The 18,070-nt window shown below is 63.8% G+C and carries 15 protein-coding genes and 1 tRNA gene; 5 read left to right on the top strand and 11 right to left on the bottom strand.

The genetic code is table 11. The features are described 5' to 3' along the window. The 5 genes from M3P27_07780 to M3P27_07760 all read right to left on the bottom strand — a co-directional run. Window positions 1-724: ABC transporter permease (locus M3P27_07780; GenBank protein ID MDP9268213.1), on the bottom strand; the 724-nt coding region annotated here is incomplete at its 3' end. 99 nt (window positions 725-823) lie between these two features. Then, a complete protein-coding gene (locus M3P27_07775; protein ID MDP9268212.1) occupies window positions 824-2,068 on the bottom strand; it encodes an ABC transporter permease in 1,245 nt (414 codons plus the stop codon). 19 nt (window positions 2,069-2,087) lie between these two features. Continuing rightward, entirely contained in the window at window positions 2,088-3,338 is a 1,251-nt protein-coding gene (locus M3P27_07770) for an ABC transporter permease (GenBank protein ID MDP9268211.1), read from the bottom strand. Window positions 3,339-3,467: 129 nt separating this feature from the next. Then, window positions 3,468-4,346 carry a 3-hydroxyacyl-CoA dehydrogenase NAD-binding domain-containing protein gene (locus M3P27_07765; GenBank protein MDP9268210.1) on the bottom strand — a complete coding sequence of 293 codons (879 nt, stop codon included), beginning with the start codon at window positions 4,344-4,346 and terminating at the stop codon, window positions 3,468-3,470. Continuing rightward, complete coding sequence (locus M3P27_07760) at window positions 4,346-4,537, bottom strand: hypothetical protein (GenBank protein MDP9268209.1); 192 nt, start codon at window positions 4,535-4,537, stop codon at window positions 4,346-4,348. Before M3P27_07760 ends, M3P27_07765 begins: the two co-directional genes overlap by 1 nt. Before the next feature lie 325 nt (window positions 4,538-4,862). Between M3P27_07760 and M3P27_07755 the strand changes: the two genes are divergently transcribed. Both M3P27_07755 and treY read left to right on the top strand, forming a co-directional pair. Continuing rightward, window positions 4,863-5,357 (top strand): hemerythrin domain-containing protein, encoded by a 495-nt coding sequence (locus tag M3P27_07755; GenBank protein ID MDP9268208.1) that lies wholly within the window; start codon window positions 4,863-4,865, stop codon window positions 5,355-5,357. Window positions 5,358-5,411: 54 nt separating this feature from the next. Then, entirely contained in the window at window positions 5,412-8,456 is a 3,045-nt protein-coding gene (gene treY, locus M3P27_07750; GenBank protein ID MDP9268207.1) for a malto-oligosyltrehalose synthase, read from the top strand. On the opposite strand, the gene malQ is transcribed toward treY, so the two are convergent. From malQ to M3P27_07730, 4 genes are all read right to left on the bottom strand, one after another. Continuing rightward, complete coding sequence (gene malQ, locus M3P27_07745; GenBank protein ID MDP9268206.1) at window positions 8,403-9,956, bottom strand: 4-alpha-glucanotransferase; 1,554 nt, start codon at window positions 9,954-9,956, stop codon at window positions 8,403-8,405. The genes treY and malQ overlap by 54 nt on opposite strands. Before the next feature lie 129 nt (window positions 9,957-10,085). Beyond that, a complete protein-coding gene (locus tag M3P27_07740; GenBank protein ID MDP9268205.1) occupies window positions 10,086-10,268 on the bottom strand; it encodes a CPXCG motif-containing cysteine-rich protein in 183 nt (60 codons plus the stop codon). 35 nt (window positions 10,269-10,303) lie between these two features. Then, window positions 10,304-12,274, bottom strand: a complete 1,971-nt coding sequence (locus tag M3P27_07735; GenBank protein ID MDP9268204.1) for a peptidyl-prolyl cis-trans isomerase — start codon at window positions 12,272-12,274, stop codon at window positions 10,304-10,306. A gap of 318 nt (window positions 12,275-12,592) precedes the next feature. After that, window positions 12,593-12,880 carry a hypothetical protein gene (locus tag M3P27_07730; GenBank protein MDP9268203.1) on the bottom strand — a complete coding sequence of 96 codons (288 nt, stop codon included), beginning with the start codon at window positions 12,878-12,880 and terminating at the stop codon, window positions 12,593-12,595. A gap of 324 nt (window positions 12,881-13,204) precedes the next feature. On the opposite strand from M3P27_07730, the gene M3P27_07725 reads away from it, so the two are divergent. The 3 genes from M3P27_07725 (at window position 13,205) to M3P27_07715 (ending at window position 14,103) form a co-directional block, all read left to right on the top strand. After that, window positions 13,205-13,280 (top strand) — tRNA-Lys (locus M3P27_07725). A 154-nt stretch (window positions 13,281-13,434) separates the two neighbouring features. Further along, complete coding sequence (locus M3P27_07720) at window positions 13,435-13,590, top strand: hypothetical protein (GenBank protein ID MDP9268202.1); 156 nt, start codon at window positions 13,435-13,437, stop codon at window positions 13,588-13,590. Window positions 13,591-13,770: 180 nt separating this feature from the next. Further along, window positions 13,771-14,103: a hypothetical protein gene (locus M3P27_07715; GenBank protein ID MDP9268201.1), complete on the top strand. Its 333-nt coding sequence runs from the start codon at window positions 13,771-13,773 to the stop codon at window positions 14,101-14,103. A gap of 77 nt (window positions 14,104-14,180) precedes the next feature. On the opposite strand, the gene M3P27_07710 is transcribed toward M3P27_07715, so the two are convergent. Further along, window positions 14,181-15,884, bottom strand: a complete 1,704-nt coding sequence (locus tag M3P27_07710; GenBank protein MDP9268200.1) for a carboxypeptidase-like regulatory domain-containing protein — start codon at window positions 15,882-15,884, stop codon at window positions 14,181-14,183. 85 nt (window positions 15,885-15,969) lie between these two features. Beyond that, window positions 15,970-17,691 (bottom strand): GWxTD domain-containing protein, encoded by a 1,722-nt coding sequence (locus M3P27_07705; GenBank protein ID MDP9268199.1) that lies wholly within the window; start codon window positions 17,689-17,691, stop codon window positions 15,970-15,972. Between the last annotated feature and the right edge of the window lie 379 nt (window positions 17,692-18,070).

The following is an 18,070-nucleotide window of genomic DNA, read 5'->3' as shown; positions in this document are numbered from 1 at the left end:
GGTCTGCTTTCGAGGTGGGCGTGTAATTCACGAAGGAGAGGGCGCCCTGCACGTCGGTGGCCTCCTTCACCGGGAAGTAGACGGCCATGGTGGAATACGGGATGAAGCAGCGCACGTTCGAAGAATTGCCTTCGTCCTTGGTGAAGTTGGAGATGAAGCCGATCACCTCGAAGCGCAGACCGCCGATCAGGACGTGTTTGCCGATGGGGTTCGGATCGTCGGGGAACAGGTTCTTCTTCATCTCCCAGCCGATCACCGTCACGTTGCGGCGCTGCTCTTCGTCGAGCTCATTCATCCAGCGTCCGCGGGCGAGCGGAAGAAAGCGGATCGACTTGAATACCGGCAGCACGCCGGCCACCTGGCCGTTGGAGTTCTGAAAATCGCTGACCACCCGGATATCCTGCCGCACCAGCACCGGCGAGGCATACTTCACGTGCGGCTGCTTCGCGATGCCGGCGTAGTCTTCGTAGGTCATGTAGTAGCGCCGCATCCCCGAGCTCTGTCCCTGCACCGCCGGGATCCGGCCGGGGAACATGAACATGATGTTCTCGCCGATCTGGTCAAGCTCGCGCTTGTTGCCCGAGCGGAAACCCTCCCCCAGTCCCACCAGCAGCAGCAAAGAGAAGACGCCCCACGCGATCCCGAACATGGTGAGGAACGACCGCAGCTTGTGCGACCAGAGGGTGCGGATGGTCTGCGTGAGGATGTCCCAAAGTGTGCGCATGCGTAGTAGTGGATACGGGAACGAAATCTCGCCGGTTCCCTGGGGCATGGAAATAGGCAGGGATTTAGCGGGTTTCTCTACTTTACCAGAGAGAACGCCCTACTCGTAGCGCAGCGCCTCGATGGGATCGAGGCGCGAAGCCTTGATGGCCGGCAGCATCCCGCTGACGATGCCCACCAGCCCGAGGATGATCGTGGCCACCAGCAGCGACGTGGGCGAGATCAGCAGGCGGATGTCCCCTGCCTCCGCATTCTTCGCCACCGCGCTATAGAGCGTGAGCGTGCCGACGGTGAACGAGACCAGGTACGCCAGTAGCACGCCAAGCACGCCGCCGAGCGCCGTGATGGTGAGCGCCTCCGCGAGGAACTGCACCAGGATGGAACGCCTGCGGGCGCCCAACGCCTTGAGCGTCCCGATCTCGCGCGTGCGCTGCTGCACCGAGACCAACATGATGTTCATCAGGCCGACACCGCCGATGCCGAGCGTGAGCGTCCCGATGAACGCCAGCAGTATCTTCAGGCCGGCAGTGATGATGTGGAACTGGGTGAGGTCTTTGAGTATGTTGGCTACGAAGATGGCGCGCTTGTCCTTGGGGTCGAAGCCATGGCTGGTGGCGAGCACGTTGCGCACCGAGGTCTCGACCTTCTCGTAGTCCATACCTTCGTAGTCGATCCAGATGCCGCCCAGATATTTGGTGTCCTTCAAGTCGGCCATCGTCGTGTAGGGGATGTAGACCTGGTTGTTGATGTCGTCGTTGTTGCCTTCCTGCATCTTCGGCTTCATCACGCCGACCACCTGGAAGCTCAGCCCATCGACGCGGACATAATCGCCGAGTGGGAATTGGCCGGAGAACAGCTTGGTCTTCGCGTCCGAGCCGAGCACCACCACGCGCGCGCGCTGGTTCACTTCTTCCTGGTTGAAGAAGCGGCCGCTATCGAGATCGAAATTTCGGATCTGCTGGAACGAGGGCGCCACCCCCGCCACCGACCACTCGTAGTTGCGCGCATCGCGCGAGATCTTGCCCTGTTTCCAATACGCCGGCGAGATGCGCTTGATCAACGCCACGTTGGTGCGCAGCCGATCGACATCCTCCATCGTCAACCGCGTTTCCACACCCGCCTTCGAGCCGCCCGCCTGTAGCGACGTCCGTCCCGGGAAAACGCCGATCAGCTTGGTGCCGAAGTTCGAGAAGATCGCTTCGATGGCGCGCTCAAAGCCCGACCCATAGGCGAGCAGCAGCACCACGGTGGCGATGCCCCACGCCATCCCCAGCATGGTGAGCATCGTCCGCCGCCGGTTGTAGCGCATGGCGTCAACGGATTCGGTGAGCAGATCGCGCAGCATGGCTTGCCTCCTCGTGTGCTTACTGTTCCTGCCGCAGGGCCTCGACCGGGGTCAGCAGCGCGGCCTTCCGCGCCGGATACAGGCCGGCGATCACGCCGGCGAGTGAAAGCGATAGCAGTGCGATGGCCGCGGACGATGGCACCAGCGTGGGTGGATCGAAGCCCGGCGGCGCCGGCAGCTGGCTCAGCAGCGTCATGATCAACCACGCCACGAAGATGCCAAAGCCTCCACTCAGCGTGGTGAGGAACGCGCCCTCGATGAAGAACTGCATCAGGATGCTGCGATTGGTGGCGCCCAGCGCCTTGCGCAATCCGATCTCGCGCGTGCGCTCGGTCACCGCCACCAGCATGATGTTGATCACGCCGATCGCGCCCAGCACCAGCGTGACCAGTCCCACGCTGCCGAGGAACGAATTCATCGCGTCGAAGATCTTCCCGATGGTCTGCAGTTGGTCGATGGTGTCCCAGTCGAACCAGTAGTCGTCCACCGAGGGATCGATCACGCCGTGGTTCGCGCCCACCAGCACGCGCACTTCGTGCCGCGCTTCCAGGTGCCGGTTCGGATCCTTGGGCTGATAATTGATGTAGGTGATGGAATCGGCCTTCTGCGCGTCTTTCAGCGGGAAGTGCTCGTGCATCACGCTGAACGGGATGAACACGCGCATGTCCGTGGCGCTCGATTCGCCGCGCATCTTTTTCACCGTGCCGATCACGGTGAAGCGGTAGCCGTTGAGCGTTACCACCTGCCCCAGCGCGGGCTTGCCGGCAAACAGGTTCTTGTACATCTCGGCGCCCAGCACCGCCACGTAATGCTGGTCGGCGTCATCGGACTCGTTCAGCCAGCGCCCGTTGTCCACCGGCATGAAGCGGATGTGGTTGTAATTCGAGGTCACGCCGAACACCTGTCCGTTAGTGCTCTGGCTCTCGTAGATCACGCGGATGTCGCCGCGGTTCAGGATGGGCGCGACCTCCGCCACCTCATGCGCCTGGTTCTTGATGGAGAGGTAATCCTGGTAGGTCGGCTGGTAGGTGCGGCTCGCGGTGTGGCTGCCCTCCGCCGCCGGGATGCGTCCGCCGAAGAAGAACATGATGTTCTCGCCGATGGTCGCCATCTGCTTCTGATTCCCGGTACGGAAACCTTCGCCCAGTCCGACCAGCAGCAGCAGCGAGAACACGCCCCACGCGATGCCGAACATGGTGAGGAACGAGCGCAGCTTGTGCGCCCACAGGGTGCGAAGCGTCTGCCCGAAGATGTCGATCAGCGCGCGCATGGCTAATAAAGGATACGGGGCCGACGGCGGCCCGGTTCCCTTTCTTAGACCCCTGAGGCGCTAGAAAGTGAGGGTCATTTTTCGGGCTTTGTGGGACGGTGGGACGGGACTACAGCAGGCTGGGACGTGCTACTTCGCCGCTGGCTTGGCTGCCTCCGGATAATCATAGACGCCGCGTCCTGACTTCCTGCCCAGCCGTCCCGCCTTGACGTACTGCACCAGCAAGGGACACGGCCGGAACTTCTCCCCCAGCGACCGGTGCAGATATTCCAGAATGTGGAGACGGGTATCGAGTCCGACCAGGTCCACCAGCTCGAACGGCCCCATGGGATGATTCAACCCAAGCTTTAGCGCCTTGTCGATGTCGGAAGCCGACGCGACGCCTTCCTGCAACATGTAGAACGCCTCATTGCCGATCATGGCGTTGATGCGGCTGGTGATGAACCCCGGCGCCTCCTTGATGACCACCACATCTTTGCCCATGCGCCGGCCCACGTGGACGGCGGCCTCGACCGTCTCATCGTCAGTCTCGAGCGCGCGCACGATCTCGAGCAACTTCATCTTGTGTACCGGATTGAAGAAATGCATGCCTACGCAGCGCTTCGCGCGATAGGTCACGCTGGCGATCTCGGTCACCGAGAGCGACGAAGTGTTCGTCGCCAGGATGGTGTTGGGCGCGCAGACCTTATCGAGCAAGGTGAAGATCTCGATCTTCGACTCCAACTCCTCCGGCACCGCCTCGATCACCAGGTCGGCGGCACGCGCCGCTTCCTCCACCGAACCGGCATACTCGATGCGTCCGAAGGCGGCGTCGGCATCCTGCTGCGAGACCTTGCCCAGCTCGACCGCCTTATCGAGGTTGGCGCGGATCTCGCTCTCCGCCTTGCGCAGCGAGGCGGGAAGAATGTCTTCCAGGATGGTGCGATAGCCGCCGAGCGCGGCCGCGTGCGCGATGCCGCGCCCCATGATGCCGGCGCCGATCACGGAAACCGTGCCGACCTCCGCCATCAGTTGTTCCCGCCTTTTTCCAGCACATCGATCAGCGCCTTGAGCTGCGCCTCCTGCTTGCGCATGTACTCGGCGAGTTTCTTCTTCTCCTCGTCGCCCATGAATGGGATGTTCGCGCTGATGCGGCGCATCGTGGTGCCAAGGTCGTCCACGTAATTCATCATGCGGATGATCTCACCGCTGGTCGGCATGCGGGCTCCTGTTCGCCCGGCGTCCGCCGGGAGAGTCATCCATTTTCAGGGCAGTCGGCCTTTTAGTAAAGCCGTGCGGGACCAGTCAACACCGAGTCACTATTCTTCTGTTTGAGTCTGTACTGCACCTGGCTCGCCGAATAAACCGGGCTCATCACCGCCAGCAGCAACCAGAATGTGACCAGCAGAGTAAAGCAGACACGCTTACGCACGGTGTGACCCTCCTCAGGTGAGCTACATAGTGTAACCGTCGTCCACCTCCGGTGCGTGCGCGATATGAGTACGCGATGTGAGTTAAGAGAGAGGAGTGCGCGATAATGTCTGCATGCGCCGCGACCCCGCCCTCATCCCGCTCTCCCAGCAGCATCACGACGCCCTCGCGCTCTGCGTCTACATCGAGCGCGCGCACAAGTCCGGACACCTCGACCTCCAGCACTGGAACCGCGAAGTCGCCGCCGCATGGCAGGCCGAGATCCGCTGGCACTTCCAGTCGGAGGAAGAACTCGTCTTCCCCGCCGCGCAGAGGCTCGACGGACTTCAAATCCTCGTCGCTGAACTCCTCTCCGACCACGCCCAACTGCGCGCCTGGTTCATCGCCGCGGGATCCAGCCAGCTCTCGTCCGGCGACCTGCTGCGCTTCCGCCAGCTCCTCCACGACCATGTCCGCAAGGAAGAGCGCGAGCTCTTCGAGCCGATGCAGTCCACGCTTCCCGCCGCCGAACTGGCCACCATCGGCGCCGCGCTGCAAGCATTCTTCGAGCGCCACACCGGCGGCCCGGCCTGCGCGCTGCGCCATCCCCAACCGCAATCTCACACCTGACTTTCTATCTCGCAATCGGTTACGATGGCTGCCGCACCTTGCATCTAACTTCCCGTGACAACCGATGTGCGTACCGGCGCGCCCACGCTCACGCCGGAAATCGCAGGACTAGCGGAATGTCTCGACCGTCTGGCGGCACGCAAGCGCCAGTTGCGGCCGGTCTCGACCTATCGCCTGCAGTTCCACGCCGGCTTCCGCTTCGCCCACGCCCGCGCGCTCGTGCCTTACCTGCACGCACTCGGCGTTACGCATTGCTACGCTTCGCCCATTTTGCAGGCGCGTGCCGGCAGCCAGCACGGCTACGACATCACCGACCACAACCAGATCAATCCCGAGCTCGGCACCTATGCAGACTTCGCCGCGCTCGCCGACGAGCTGCGCGCGCGCGCCATGGGGCTCATCCTCGATTTCGTTCCCAACCACATGGCCATCGGCCCGGGCACGAACCCGTGGTGGACGGATGTGCTCGAGAACGGCCCTGCCTCCGAGTACTCCGACTATTTCGATATCGATTGGAAGCCGCTCAAGCCTGAGCTCGCCGGGAAGGTCCTGCTCCCTATCCTCGGCGACCAGTACGGCGCCGAACTCGAAGCTGGGAAGCTTACGGTTGAATTTGCGGAGGGCGCGTTCCGCCTGCGCTACTTCGACAAAGTCCTGCCCTTCGATCCGCAGACGCTGCCGCTCCTCTTTCACGACTTGCCGGATCAAGACGCCCGCGATGTTCAGACTAACGACCCGCGCTCTCTCGGCGCGCTCGCGCATCTGCGCGAGCTGCTCGAAGAGTTGCGCGCGCTGCCGCCGCACATCGCGCGCGAGCCACGCCTGGTCGAACAACGTCGCCAGGCCGCGCCCGAGCTGAAGCGTCGCCTGGCTGCGTTGGCGGAACACTCCACGGCCGTCCGTGAGCTGTTCACCCGTGCGCTCGCGCGCAGCAACGGAAAGCCGGGCGACCCGCGCAGCTTCGACCGCTTGCACGGATTGCTGGAAGCGCAGGCCTATCGCCTGGCACACTGGCGCGTCTCCGCGGAAGAGATCAACTACCGGCGATTTTTCGACGTGAACGAACTGGTCGGCGTCCGCATGGAGAACTCGCGCGTCTTCGAGGCCACGCATCGCCTGCTGCGCCGCCTGCTGGCCGACGGACTGATCCAGGGCCTGCGCTTCGACCATCCCGACGGCCTGTTCAATCCGCCACAATATTTCGCGCGCACCCAGATGCTCTACGCCGCCAGCCAGTGCTGCGGCGCGGTGCCGTGTCCGCCGGTCGGCGAGAACGGTATCGAGCAGGGCGTCGCCCAGGTCTTTGGCCAGCACGAGTGGACCGGCAACCTCGCGCCCATGTACGCGCTCGTCGAAAAGATCCTCGGCCCCGGTGAGGACTTGCCCGGCGAATGGCGCGTGGACGGCACCGTAGGCTACGAGTTCGCGAATCTCGTCAACGGCATCTTCATCCAGCGGCGCTCCGCGCGCGCCTTCACCAACCTCTATCACCGCTTCACCGGCATCTCGTCCGACGTCGACACGCTCATCTACGAGTGCAAGAAACTCATCATGGATACCGCGCTCTCGAGCGAGGTTGCCGTGCTCACCCACATGCTCTCGGAGATCTGTGCGCGCGACCGGCGCGCCCGCGATTTCACCCTCGGAACGCTGGAAGAAGCCATCGTCGAGACCATTGCCTGCTTCCCCGTCTATCGCACCTACATCGACGAACGGGGGAACATCAGCGAGCGCGATCGCGGGACCATCGCCGAAGCCATCGTGCGCGCCAAGCGCCGCAACCCCGGCCTGCCCGCGCCGCTTTTCGATTTCCTGCGCGACACGCTGCTGCTGCGCATCAATCCCGCCGCCCACGACTACGGCGACCGGCTTTACTTCGGGCTCAAATTCCAGCAGCTCACCGCGCCGGTGATGGCCAAGGGACTGGAAGACACCGCGTGCTACGTCTACAACCGCTTCGTTTCGGTGAACGAGGTGGGCGGCACGCCCAAGGCGTTCGGGAGTCTGGTGGAGGAGTTCCACCGCGCCAACCTGCAGCGCCTCGAGCGCTCGCCGTATTCGCTGCTGGCGACTTCTACGCACGACACCAAGCGCAGCGAAGATGTCCGCGCGCGTCTCAACGTGTTATCAGAGATGCCCAAGCAGTGGTCGCAGGTCGCCACCCGCTGGCGCCGGATGAACGATTCCAAGAAGCCCGTGCTGTCCGATGGCCTCAGCGCCCCCGATCCCAACGAGGAGTATCTGCTCTACCAGACGCTCGTGGGCACGCTGCCCTTCCTGCTCGACGAGCACTCGGAGAAGTACGCCGCGCGCATCCAGCAGTACATGGCCAAGGCGCTGCACGAAGCCAAGGTGAACCTGAGCTGGATCAATCCCAACCCGGAGTACGTGGAAGCGGTCGACGAATTCATCGCTCGCCTGCTTGCGCCCGGCACCGCCGCGCGGCCCAACCGCTTTCGCGAGGAGCTCGAACGCTTCACCGCGCCGGTGGCGTTTTTCGGCGCGCTGAACTCGCTCGCACAAACGCTGCTCAAGCTCACCGCGCCCGGCGTCCCGGACCTTTATCAAGGACAGGAACTGTTCGACTTCTCACTCGTCGATCCGGATAATCGCCGCGCCGTGGATTTCACCACCCGGCAGCGTGATCTGAGCGAGCTCACGCAGCGGTCATCGGCCACCGTCGCCGAACTTCCCGAAGATCTCCTGCGCGGCTATCATGACGGACGCGCCAAGCTCTGGACCACCATGCGCGCCCTCGCCTTCCGCCGTGACCACAAGGAATTGTTCTCCGCCGGCGCCTACCGCCCGCTCTATGGCAGCGTCGAAAAGGTGGAGCACTTGATCGCGTTCCTGCGGACGCACGAAAAGGATTCGGCGCTCGTCGCCGTCCCGCGCTTCAGTCACACGCTGATGCGGGGCGAGATGCGCGCGCCGCTGGGTGACGACTGGGGCGCGGCCGAACTCGCGCTGCCGCCGGGCGCGGCACCAGAGTTCGAGAATGTGTTGACCGGAGAGATCGTCCGCCAATCGCCGGCGCGTTCGCTCTTATGCCGCGAACTCTTCGCGCGCTTCCCCGTCGCGCTCCTGCGCGGCTGGTAGCGGCGCGCGGTCGCACACCGTCGCCAACTCCGCCAGCTTCTGCGCCAGCTCGGGCGTCAAGTCGTCGCGGCGGAAACGCCACGCCCAATTCCCATCCGCTTCGCTGGGGACATTCATCCGCCCCTCCGCTCCCAGCCCCAGCACGTCACCGAGCGGCACGATGCACAGGTCCGCCACCGAATCCGCCGCCGCGCGGATGAACGCCCAGTGCACGCCATCCGCGTGCTCGCCGAGATACGCGCGCGCGGCCGCGCGCGCGCCCGGCGTGGCGTAGTGCTCCCACCAGTCGCGGATGGTCGCGTTGTCGTGCGTCCCGGTATAGACCACGGTGTTGCGCTCGAAGCGGTGGGGCAGGTAGATGTGCGCGCCCGGATCGCCAAATCCGAACTCCATCACGCGCATGCCGGGGATGCCCAGCCGCGCGCGCATCTGGTGGACCTCCGGCGTGATGAACCCAAGATCCTCCGCGATGAAGGGCAGGTCGCCAAGCTGTTCGCGCAGCGCGTGGAACAGTTCGTCGCGCGGACCCGCGATCCAGCTTCCGTTGACCGCCGTTTTCTCTGCCGCCGGTATCTGCCAGTAGGCTTCGAAGCCGCGGAAGTGGTCGAGCCGGATGATGTCGCTGCTCGCGAGCGCCCAACGCAGCCGCCGCACCCACCAGTCGTAGCCGCTCGCGCGCAGCGCCTCCCAGCGGTACAGCGGATTCCCCCAGCGCTGTCCCGTCTTGCTGAAGAAATCGGGCGGCACGCCGGCCACATGCGTCGGTTCCAGCTCCTCGTTCAATTCAAACAGTTCGGGATGCATCCAGACGTCGGCCGAGTCATAGCTCACGAAGATGGCCACATCGCCCACGATCTTGATGCCGTGGGTGCGACAGTGTGCCCGCAACGCGGCCCACTGCTCGAAGAAAGCGAACTGCATCGCTTTGCTCACCGCGATGTCGTCGGCAAAGTCGTGGCGCGAGCGCGCGATGGCGAGCGGCTCGCGGCGCGCCAGCTCGCGCGGCCACGTGCGCCACGTCCGCTGCTGGTTGCGCTCGCGCAACACGTCGAAGAGAGCGAAGTCGTCGAGCCACCACGCGTTGGCCTGCTGAAAGCGCTCGAAGCGTGCGCGCGCGGCGTCACCGCCGCCGCGGACAAAATTCCGCGCCGCCTCATGCAGCAGCGGCCGCTTGCTAGTGCTTACTCTCTGGAAGTCCACATTTCCGGCGCCGCGCGTCTCGACGGCCAGCCCCGCCAGCCGCTCGCCGGCGATCCAGCCTCGCTCCGCCAGGCGCTCGAGCGAGATGAGCAGCGGATTCCCCGCGAACGCCGAGGTCGCCGAATACGGCGAGTTTCCAGCGCCGCACGGCCCCAGCGGCAGCACCTGCCATATCCCCTGCTTCGCCGCGCCCAGAAAATCGGCAAAGCGATGCGCCTCCGGCCCCAGGTCGCCGATGCCGCCCGCAGACGGCAGTGACGTGGGGTGCAGCAGTATCCCGGAGGCGCGCTCAAATGGCATATGGGGTGAGTAATGAACGACAGACGATTGTAGATGCGGCTGACGTGCAGGTGAAGCATGCAGGTCCAGCAGTGATGGGATCAAAGCATCATGACTGATGGACTAAAGAAGAAAGACGAGTAGACGCGTTCAGGCCTCGAGTTCGGCAGCGACCAGGAAGGCGTCTGCGTCAGCGTCCCATTCCACGGTGAGGACGTTCGGTTTGCAGCACACCTGGCAATCTTCCACGTAGCGCTGCTTGCGGCCACCGCCGGCGTCGGCAGAGGTCTCATTCCACTCGCCACACCCGGCACATTGGAAGCGGGCATCCATCTGTGATTAAGGACGAGCTGTAAAAGGCCCGACGCCTAGCTGCCCAGGGCGCCCGGACGCTTGCTCAGCCGCTCCTGCTCGGCCTTGTTGTACTTGATCTTGCCATCCTTCTCCATGCGCTGACGAACGCCGGCGGCGAACACGGCCATGACCTCGCCACGCTTCTGCTGCAGCACCAGCTCGCGCGTCTCGTCGCGCTTGGCGGCCAGCTCCGCCGCCGAAGGCTCTTGCCGCTCGACGATCTGGACGACCACGGAGTTGCGTCCCGCCTGCATCGGATCGCTGATCTCGCCCGGCTTCAGTCCGAGTGCCGGCTCGATGTTCGAGATCTGCCCGATGTCCGGCACCTGGCTACCCGCGCCCACCAGCTCGCTGGTCTTGAATTCGGCGCCCACTTCCTTCGCCGCCTGTTTCAGGCCGTGCAACGCGCGCGCGCGGTCGGAGAGTTCGCGGGCCTTCTGCTCCATCAGGGACGCCATGCGCTCCTGCCGGTACTGCGCTTCGAGCTGCGCCCGCACCTGCTCGAAGGTGGGCGTCTGCGGCGGTTTCACCGCGTCGAGTTGGAAGATGGCATAGCCCTGCGGGATCTTGGCCATCTGCGGCGGCGACTTCTCCTTCGCCGCGAACACCGCTTCGTTGAAGTCCGGCGCTTCGCCCACGCCCGGCACCGTGCCCCTCTGATCGAAGAAGGCGGTGGTCGTCACGGTCAAGCCATTCTTTGCCGCGGCGGCTTCGAGCCCTTCCGATCTCGCCGCGCTCAACCCTTTGTTCGCTGCTTGCTCGGCGAGTTTTTCCGCGCGTTCCTGCTGCACCACCGGCTCGATCTGGTCTTTCACTTCTTCCAGCGTCTGCACGTGCGCGGAGCGTTTGTCGTCGAGCTTCAGGATGTGAAAGCCGAACTGGCTCTTCACCAGCCCGCTCGTCTGGCCCGGTTGCAGCGAAAAAGCCGCCTGCTCGAACTCCGGCACCGTGCGTCCTTTGCCGATCCACCCCAGCGAGCCGCCGTTCACGGCACTGCCCGTATCGTCGGACGCCTTCTTTGCCAGTGCGGCAAAATCCGCGCCCGCCTTGAGTTGTTGCAGCAAGCCCTCCGCCTTGGCGCGCGCCGCCGCTTCCGCGTTCGCATCGGCCTTGCCGTCCGGCCCCGGCGCCGGCGTCTTGACCAGGATGTGTCTTACGTTCACCTCATCCTGCACGCGGAATTGTTCGCGATGGTCGTTGTAATAGCGTTGCAGGTCCTCCGGCGTAGGCTTCGCTTGCGCCGCGACCTTCGCTGCATCCAGCACCGCGAGCTTTACTCGGCGCTGTTCCGGAAGCGAGTCCTTGAGCCGCGGCAGGCTGGCCTCATAGAACTTGCGCAGTTCGGCTTCCGTCGGAGCGATCTGCTTGGCGATGATGTCGGGAGTGATGACCGCGTAATCGAACTTGATCTTCACGTTCTGCCGCAAGAAGGCCTGCCGTATCTCTTCTTCGGACGCGGTGGCGCCGCCTTGCACCATGGCCTGCAGCTTGCGGATGAGCAGGTCATCCTTGATCGCGCGTTCGAAGTCCGGCACGGTGTAACCATTCTCTTGCAGCAGCTGCTCGTATTTCTGCTGGCCGATGAACTGGCCTTTAGGAAAGAGCGTGGGCCCGACGGGACCATTGCGCAGTTCGTCGCGCAGCTCGTCGTCGGTCACCTTCAAGCCGAGGCGATGCGCCTCCACCAGCAGCGCTTTCTGGCTCACGATCCTCTCCGCCACCTGCGGCACCAGGAAGGAGACGAACTGCACCGGCAATCCCTGCGCCTGCGCCTGCTTCTGCGCCTGCTTCTGGATCTCGGCCGTCGTGACCTCTTCGTCGCCCACGGTGGCATACACGCCCGCCGCGGTCGGGCTGCTGGTGCTGAAGAAGTCGAGCCCCGTGCCCGGGATCAGCGTGATCACCATGGCAAGGCAGATGAACAGGAGCATGGCGCCAAGGATCACCTTCTTGGCGAGGCTGGGTGTCTGCAGGAAACGAATCATGGGTTTGTAGAAGGCTCCAAAATGGGGGTGCAGAATGCCGTGCGGAATCCTTCATTATACGGGAAACGGCTTTGCCGGATAGCGCCGGCAGCCGGTCACATCCCGACGCGTACCCCATGGCGGGGTTCATCAGCGCTACGAAGGGGGATCAGCGCAGCTCAGCGCAACGCCGCGTCCCCTACTGAAGGGTCATGCTGAGGGACCGAGGGGCCCCGGCGTTTTCTCCAGCCGGGGTGTCGGTCGCGAAGCATCTCAGGTTTCCGTTCTATGACGTCATCTTTAAATGTTCATGACGTCAATGTTTATGACGTCATCGCCCTAGCGATGGTCGTTGTCGTCCGGATGTTCGTGGCGCCACTTCCAGTACGCCCGCTGTTGCTTCGCCCGCAGCCTGGCGTACGCCCGGTCGACCTTGTTTTCCGTCTGCCAGGTCTTATAGGAATGGTCTTCGCGGTCGTTCCAGTAATGGCACTCCTTGTGGTCGCTGTCCCAGTAGCCGTGCTTCCCTTCGCGCGCGGGACAGTGGTCCTTGGCCTGTAGCCCGACGGGCACGATCAGGGCCGCAAATAGCAGGAACGACACCAGGTACCGATGCAGTCGTTGCATGATTACTCCTCCGGCGCGGCGCCTTCGGACTGCGCGCCGCTGCTTCCGCTTGTACGCCCCGGTGCGCGGCCAGACTGTGCAATCTTGAACACCTTGGGCTTGCACCGCGGGGAGCGCGCCACGCGAACCCATCGGTTGGTCATGCTGAGCGCCCACCAACGTATGTGAGGTGTCATGCTGAGGCGACCGAGGGCCCCGCGCGTTCTCTCCAGCGCGGGTCTCGGTCCCGAAGCATCCGGCTTGCGAGTGCCGAGAATGGCCCGCCACGAAACCGGTTTGTTATAATCGTTGTGCCTTCCTGCGGAAGTCCTTCCCAGACATCGTGGGCGCGTAGCTCAATTGGCAGAGCAACTGACTCTTAATCAGTAGGTTGAAGGTTCAATTCCTTCCGCGCTCACCACCTTTTTACCTTGACGAACCTTCGGAAGGCGGGACTTCAGTCGCGCCGAAAAAGCGCCAGCGCGGCCAGCTTCCGGAGCCGGCCGGCGGAAGCGGCGTAGAATCAACTTGGCTGCCCTGCTCAACGGGGCTCTCTTCCGCAAAGAGGTCTGGCGATGAAAATCTTTAAGAATTTTGGCATGCTGTTGCTGGCCGTCTGGCTCATAGCGACGGGGCTGATACCGATCCTCCACCTCAGCTTTTCGGCCCTGGGCATTGTCATGGCCATCCTTGCGATTGCCGCCGGAGTTCTGATCATCATCGGACGCTAGCCGGACCTCGCCGGGTGCCCCACGCTCTCAGCCTTCCCTCAGCGCAGTCGAATGGGAGCCTGGTCTTGCTCGTGTGGTGATGCCGCCAGGCAGCGCCACTGGCCCATCCGGCATCTCACCTTACAGCCGCCACTCGTCCATGATGTGCTAGGAAAGAGATCTGCTAAAAAAGACTTGTCTATGAGATGGACTGCTTTCGATCGCGAGACCGCCGCCGCGCTCGCCGCGCACGTGCCCAACGTCGAGCACGCGCACGGGAATAATAATGACGCGCTCGATTCGGCGCTGGACCTTACGCGCGACGGCGCCACCAACTCGGCCGCGGCCGTGCTCGCGCCGGCGCGCGACAACCACCAGATCCTGGTCATCACCATGCGGACGAAAGCTGCGGCACAGCCCGGCTCCGCCGGCGACGTTCCCGCGCCCCAACCCAGTTCGTACGAGGCGGGTGGCTTCCTCGGCCTCTCCGACGATCCGGTGTACGAGCGCGACGACGCGAAGCGCAAGCGCTGAGCATTTAGCGTTCTAAGTCAACAGCAAACAGAAAAGCCCCGCGAGCGGGGCTTTCGTTTTAGATCTTCAGGTTGCGACTAGAAACTGAACGCCACGCCGCCACGCACCGAGCGTGCCGCCTGCACCAAGTACAGCGTCTGCCCATCGCGTCCCACGACCGGGACGTATCCTTGCGCCAGCAGGTTCCGGACGTCGACCAGCAACTCCATATGCTCCGGCAGGAAGGCCATAGCCGGAACGGGTTGCCGGATAAAGACGCTGAAGTAGGGATCGGCCTGCCCGGGCGAGGCGTCGAACCAATCGACGGGCGTGAGCGCGTGTCCCCCGCTCGCGAGGTCATTGGTCCAGCGATAGCTTGCCATCCAGCGTGTGCCGCTGCGCGGCAGCCGGCCAGAGAACTTCGCCGCGATGGCGTGCCGCCGCTCATTGCGCAGCGCGCGCTGCATATCATGCCAGTCCATGCCCTCACCACCGATCGCGATCACGCCGCCGGTGGCGTAGGCCAGCGTGGCGGTGAGCTCATCGGAAAAACGGTGTTGTAAGACGAGCCGTGCGCCGCTGGTATCCAGGTTGCCGCCATTCCAGGTGAAGGTGCTGGAGTAGACGTCGGGCAAAAAGTCGCCGGTATCGCCCGAGACGTTGCCCACGCCCACGAGCGCGGCGTCCGCGACGTGGTCGATGTATCCGGCGGCTTGCAGGCGGGTGTTACCGAAGCGGCGCGAGAGCGAAAGCTCCTGGTGGCGCGCGCGCTCGAGTACGGGACGGTCCCCCTCGAGCGACATCCGCGGACCAGCCTCGGTGAGGTCAGCCGGCGCGGTGTCAAAACCCTTGGCCGCGCGCATCATCGCTGAGGGCTGCGAGCTGGCGTAGCGATATTCCAGCACGGTGTCGGGCGTGAGGTGAACGTCCACCGTCCCAAAGGGACGTAGCGTGCTCACGTGGCGCGCGAACTGCACGGTCTGGAACTCGCTGCCGGCGGTGATCTCGATGGTCTCGGTGACCGTCATGGTATTGCTGGCGGTGAGCGAGAAGGCTTCGAGGGCGCCATACTGCGGCGCGTTGGCTCCGCGCGCGAAGCGGCGCGCGGTGAGCGCGATCTCCGGACGCGAGCTGCCCATCTGTTGCGCGTAGCTGGCGCGGATCACCCCGCCGGGCGTGCCGTTGCCGTAGCCCACGTTGCCGCGGAAGGCGAGTGTGCCCGAGGAGAACATGGACTGCTCGAGCGAGAAGTGGGTACTGGCATCGGCGCTCGAGCCAAAGCCCGCCGCCTCGGCGCCGCCCACGAAGGTCACGTGCGCCTTGAGCCGGCGATCGTCTTCGCGCTCGGAACTCGCGACCACCACCGACTGTCCATCATCGAGCACACGCAAGATGGGACGATTCCCTACCGAGCGCAATGTCCACTTCCATTCTTCGTCGTCGGTCGCGGCGCCGCGCCGCTGCGGCAGCAACTGGATGGCTTCGAACAGGGTGTTGAGTGTGAGGTTGACGAGCTGGTGAGCGCCGGCGGCGAGTTGCACGTTCTCGCGCAACGAGGGCAGGAAGGCCGAGGCGGTGGCGCGCACCCGGTATTTGCCGGCGGGAAGCTCGCCGGCGGAATACTGTCCCCGCTCGTCGGCGTACACCCGCTTGCCGGGACCCCCGGCGGCGGGACTGATGTCGATGACTGCGCCCATCTGCCCGACGCCGGCGGAATCCCGCACCGCACCGGAGATGCTGGCGGGCCCCGAACCCGCCCACGCCGGCGCAGCGAGCGCCGCCAGCGTCAACCACAGCGCCACAGATTGTGGGAACCTACGGGCCAATCGCAACCTCACAGCGAAGGATCGAAGACGCTTTGCGCCCATCTTCCCTGCTACCGCACGGTTACTCGACCGAGAATTTCGCGGTCGGGCTCACCGTCTGCTTCGATATCTTGTCGTCGATCTTGATGGTGATCAGGTATGTGCCCGGCTCCAGCTTGTCGAGGCTGAAGGTTTTCTCGAGCGTCATTTGGTCGCCGATGTTGCCCATCTGCGCGGTCGCTTCGGTGGTGTGCAACACCGCCTTGTTGGTGGCGGTGTTGACCACGTCATAGTCCACCGTCGCTTCCGGCTTGTTGGTCTTCGGGTCGATGCCCAGGTTGTAGACCTGCATCCAGAAGTTCACGCGCTGCGCGCGCTTGAAGGTAGCGGGTTTGCCGTCTGCCGCATCCAGCCGCGGACGCACCTTGGTGTTGCCGATGACGAAGTTTCCGCTGCCGATGTTCTTCGAGGGCACCTTCTCCATCTGGTCGGCCAGGATCAGGCTGGAATACGCCAGCCGGTCTTCGTCGTAGGTGGGCACCGTCACGCCGCGGTTCCACGTGCCCAGGCGGTCGCCGTTCACGTCTTTTACCACCACGTCGAGGCGATAGCGCCCCGGGCGCAGCGGGATTGCCTTCCAATAGAGCGAAGAATTCTCCTGCGTCTTGGCCAGAAGGTCATTGGGAACGTCGACTTGCACGGTGTCTTCGAAGGTCTGCACGATGCGGCCGGTCATGGTCGAGATGCGGCCGAAGATGTTGATCACGCCGCGCTGGATGCCGTCTTTCGCCGCGAAGGTGATGTCTTTGTTCTTCACCTGCACCGTCACCGGCACCAGCACCGTGTCCGAGGTCACGCGCACGAAGTCGGTGCGCACGTCGAACGGCATCAGGTTGTAGCGGATCTTGTGGCTGACGATCTCATCGAGTTCCTTGAACTTGATGGCGGGCGCCTTCTGCAGCTTGTAGAAGGTGTTCATCCGGTCGAAGAACTTGCTGTTGTCATTGACAGCTTCGAATGGGTTCCGGCCCAGCCGCTCCGCCGACCCGCGAGTGAAGCGGTCGGCTTTGCCCGTCATGCCCATCTCCTCGTACATGGTCAAGCCGCCGTTCGGGGTGTGCAGCAGCGCGTCTTTCTCCGAGCGGTCCATCGTCATACGATATTCACCGCTCATGCTGGGATCGACGAACTCGATCTCGATCTCTTGCCCGATGTCCTGGAGATAGCGATAACGCCAGATCTCAAAGGGGAACGTGGAGGTCGAGCCGCCGCCCTCCTGCATGGGACGCTGGTAGTAGCCGCCGCTGGGGTGGGAATCCACCTCATCGGGCGCCCCGAAGACGATGTAGATGCGTCCCCGGTCGGTGCGCCAGCCCTGCTTGCCGGATGCATAGTGCTCGTTGGCGTAAGCGATGCGGCGGTAGTGCTCTTCCTTGAATTCGTTCTCGATGGTGTCGGGCGTGGGATCGCGACGCAGCCAGAATTGCTCAATGAACTGGTCGCGCTCTTCATCGTTGGAGAGCTGTTTGAAGGCCGCCAGCTCTTCCCCGGTGATGATGTAGAGCACATCCTCTTTCAGCCACTTCTGGTAGGTCTTGCTCAGCTCCTGCTTGAGCGACTTCTCGTTCTCTTTCTTTTGCTTGTCGCTCAGCTGCCGCTTCAGCGGATCCGGCTCCTGCGCTGCCCCGGCTTTGGCGGCGGGGGGCTGGGCCTCTGTCGTCTGGGCCCGCAGCCATCCACCGCTCAGACCGACAAAAACCATCAGGACAAATGCCGCAACCGGACGTCGTTCATGGAAACTCATACGCAGACACTACTCCTTCAGAAGCGCACCTCGAGATGCATATATTGTAGGTTCAATCGCTTTGACTGGCAAGACAGAGCGTCTCCGCAAAAGATGCTTCACCCCATACCCTTAGACCGCCCGCGAAGGCCGGGGTTGCGCATTATTCGACGCCTGGACATTTTGCAACGCCCCCGATTTCTCCTCTCGTAAGTCCCGGCGGGTCACAGGTATAATCCCGGTGGGCACCCTAAACATCCTGCAGCGAAACGGAGAGCAGTCGCAAGCCGGCTTGCGGTCCTCTTGCGCCGCGAACCGAGGGATGGCTAGGTGGGCGCCTGAGGTGGGTGAGCGGCCGACGCGCGCCGTCCCGCACGTCGTCGGACGCGAGGGCGTAGCG

This window comes from Acidobacteriota bacterium (genome assembly GCA_030774055.1).
Lineage (GTDB): Bacteria > Acidobacteriota > Terriglobia > Terriglobales > Acidobacteriaceae > JACPNR01.
Note: the sequence above shows the minus strand (reverse complement) of the source record. Positions and strands in the feature narration are given on the sequence as shown.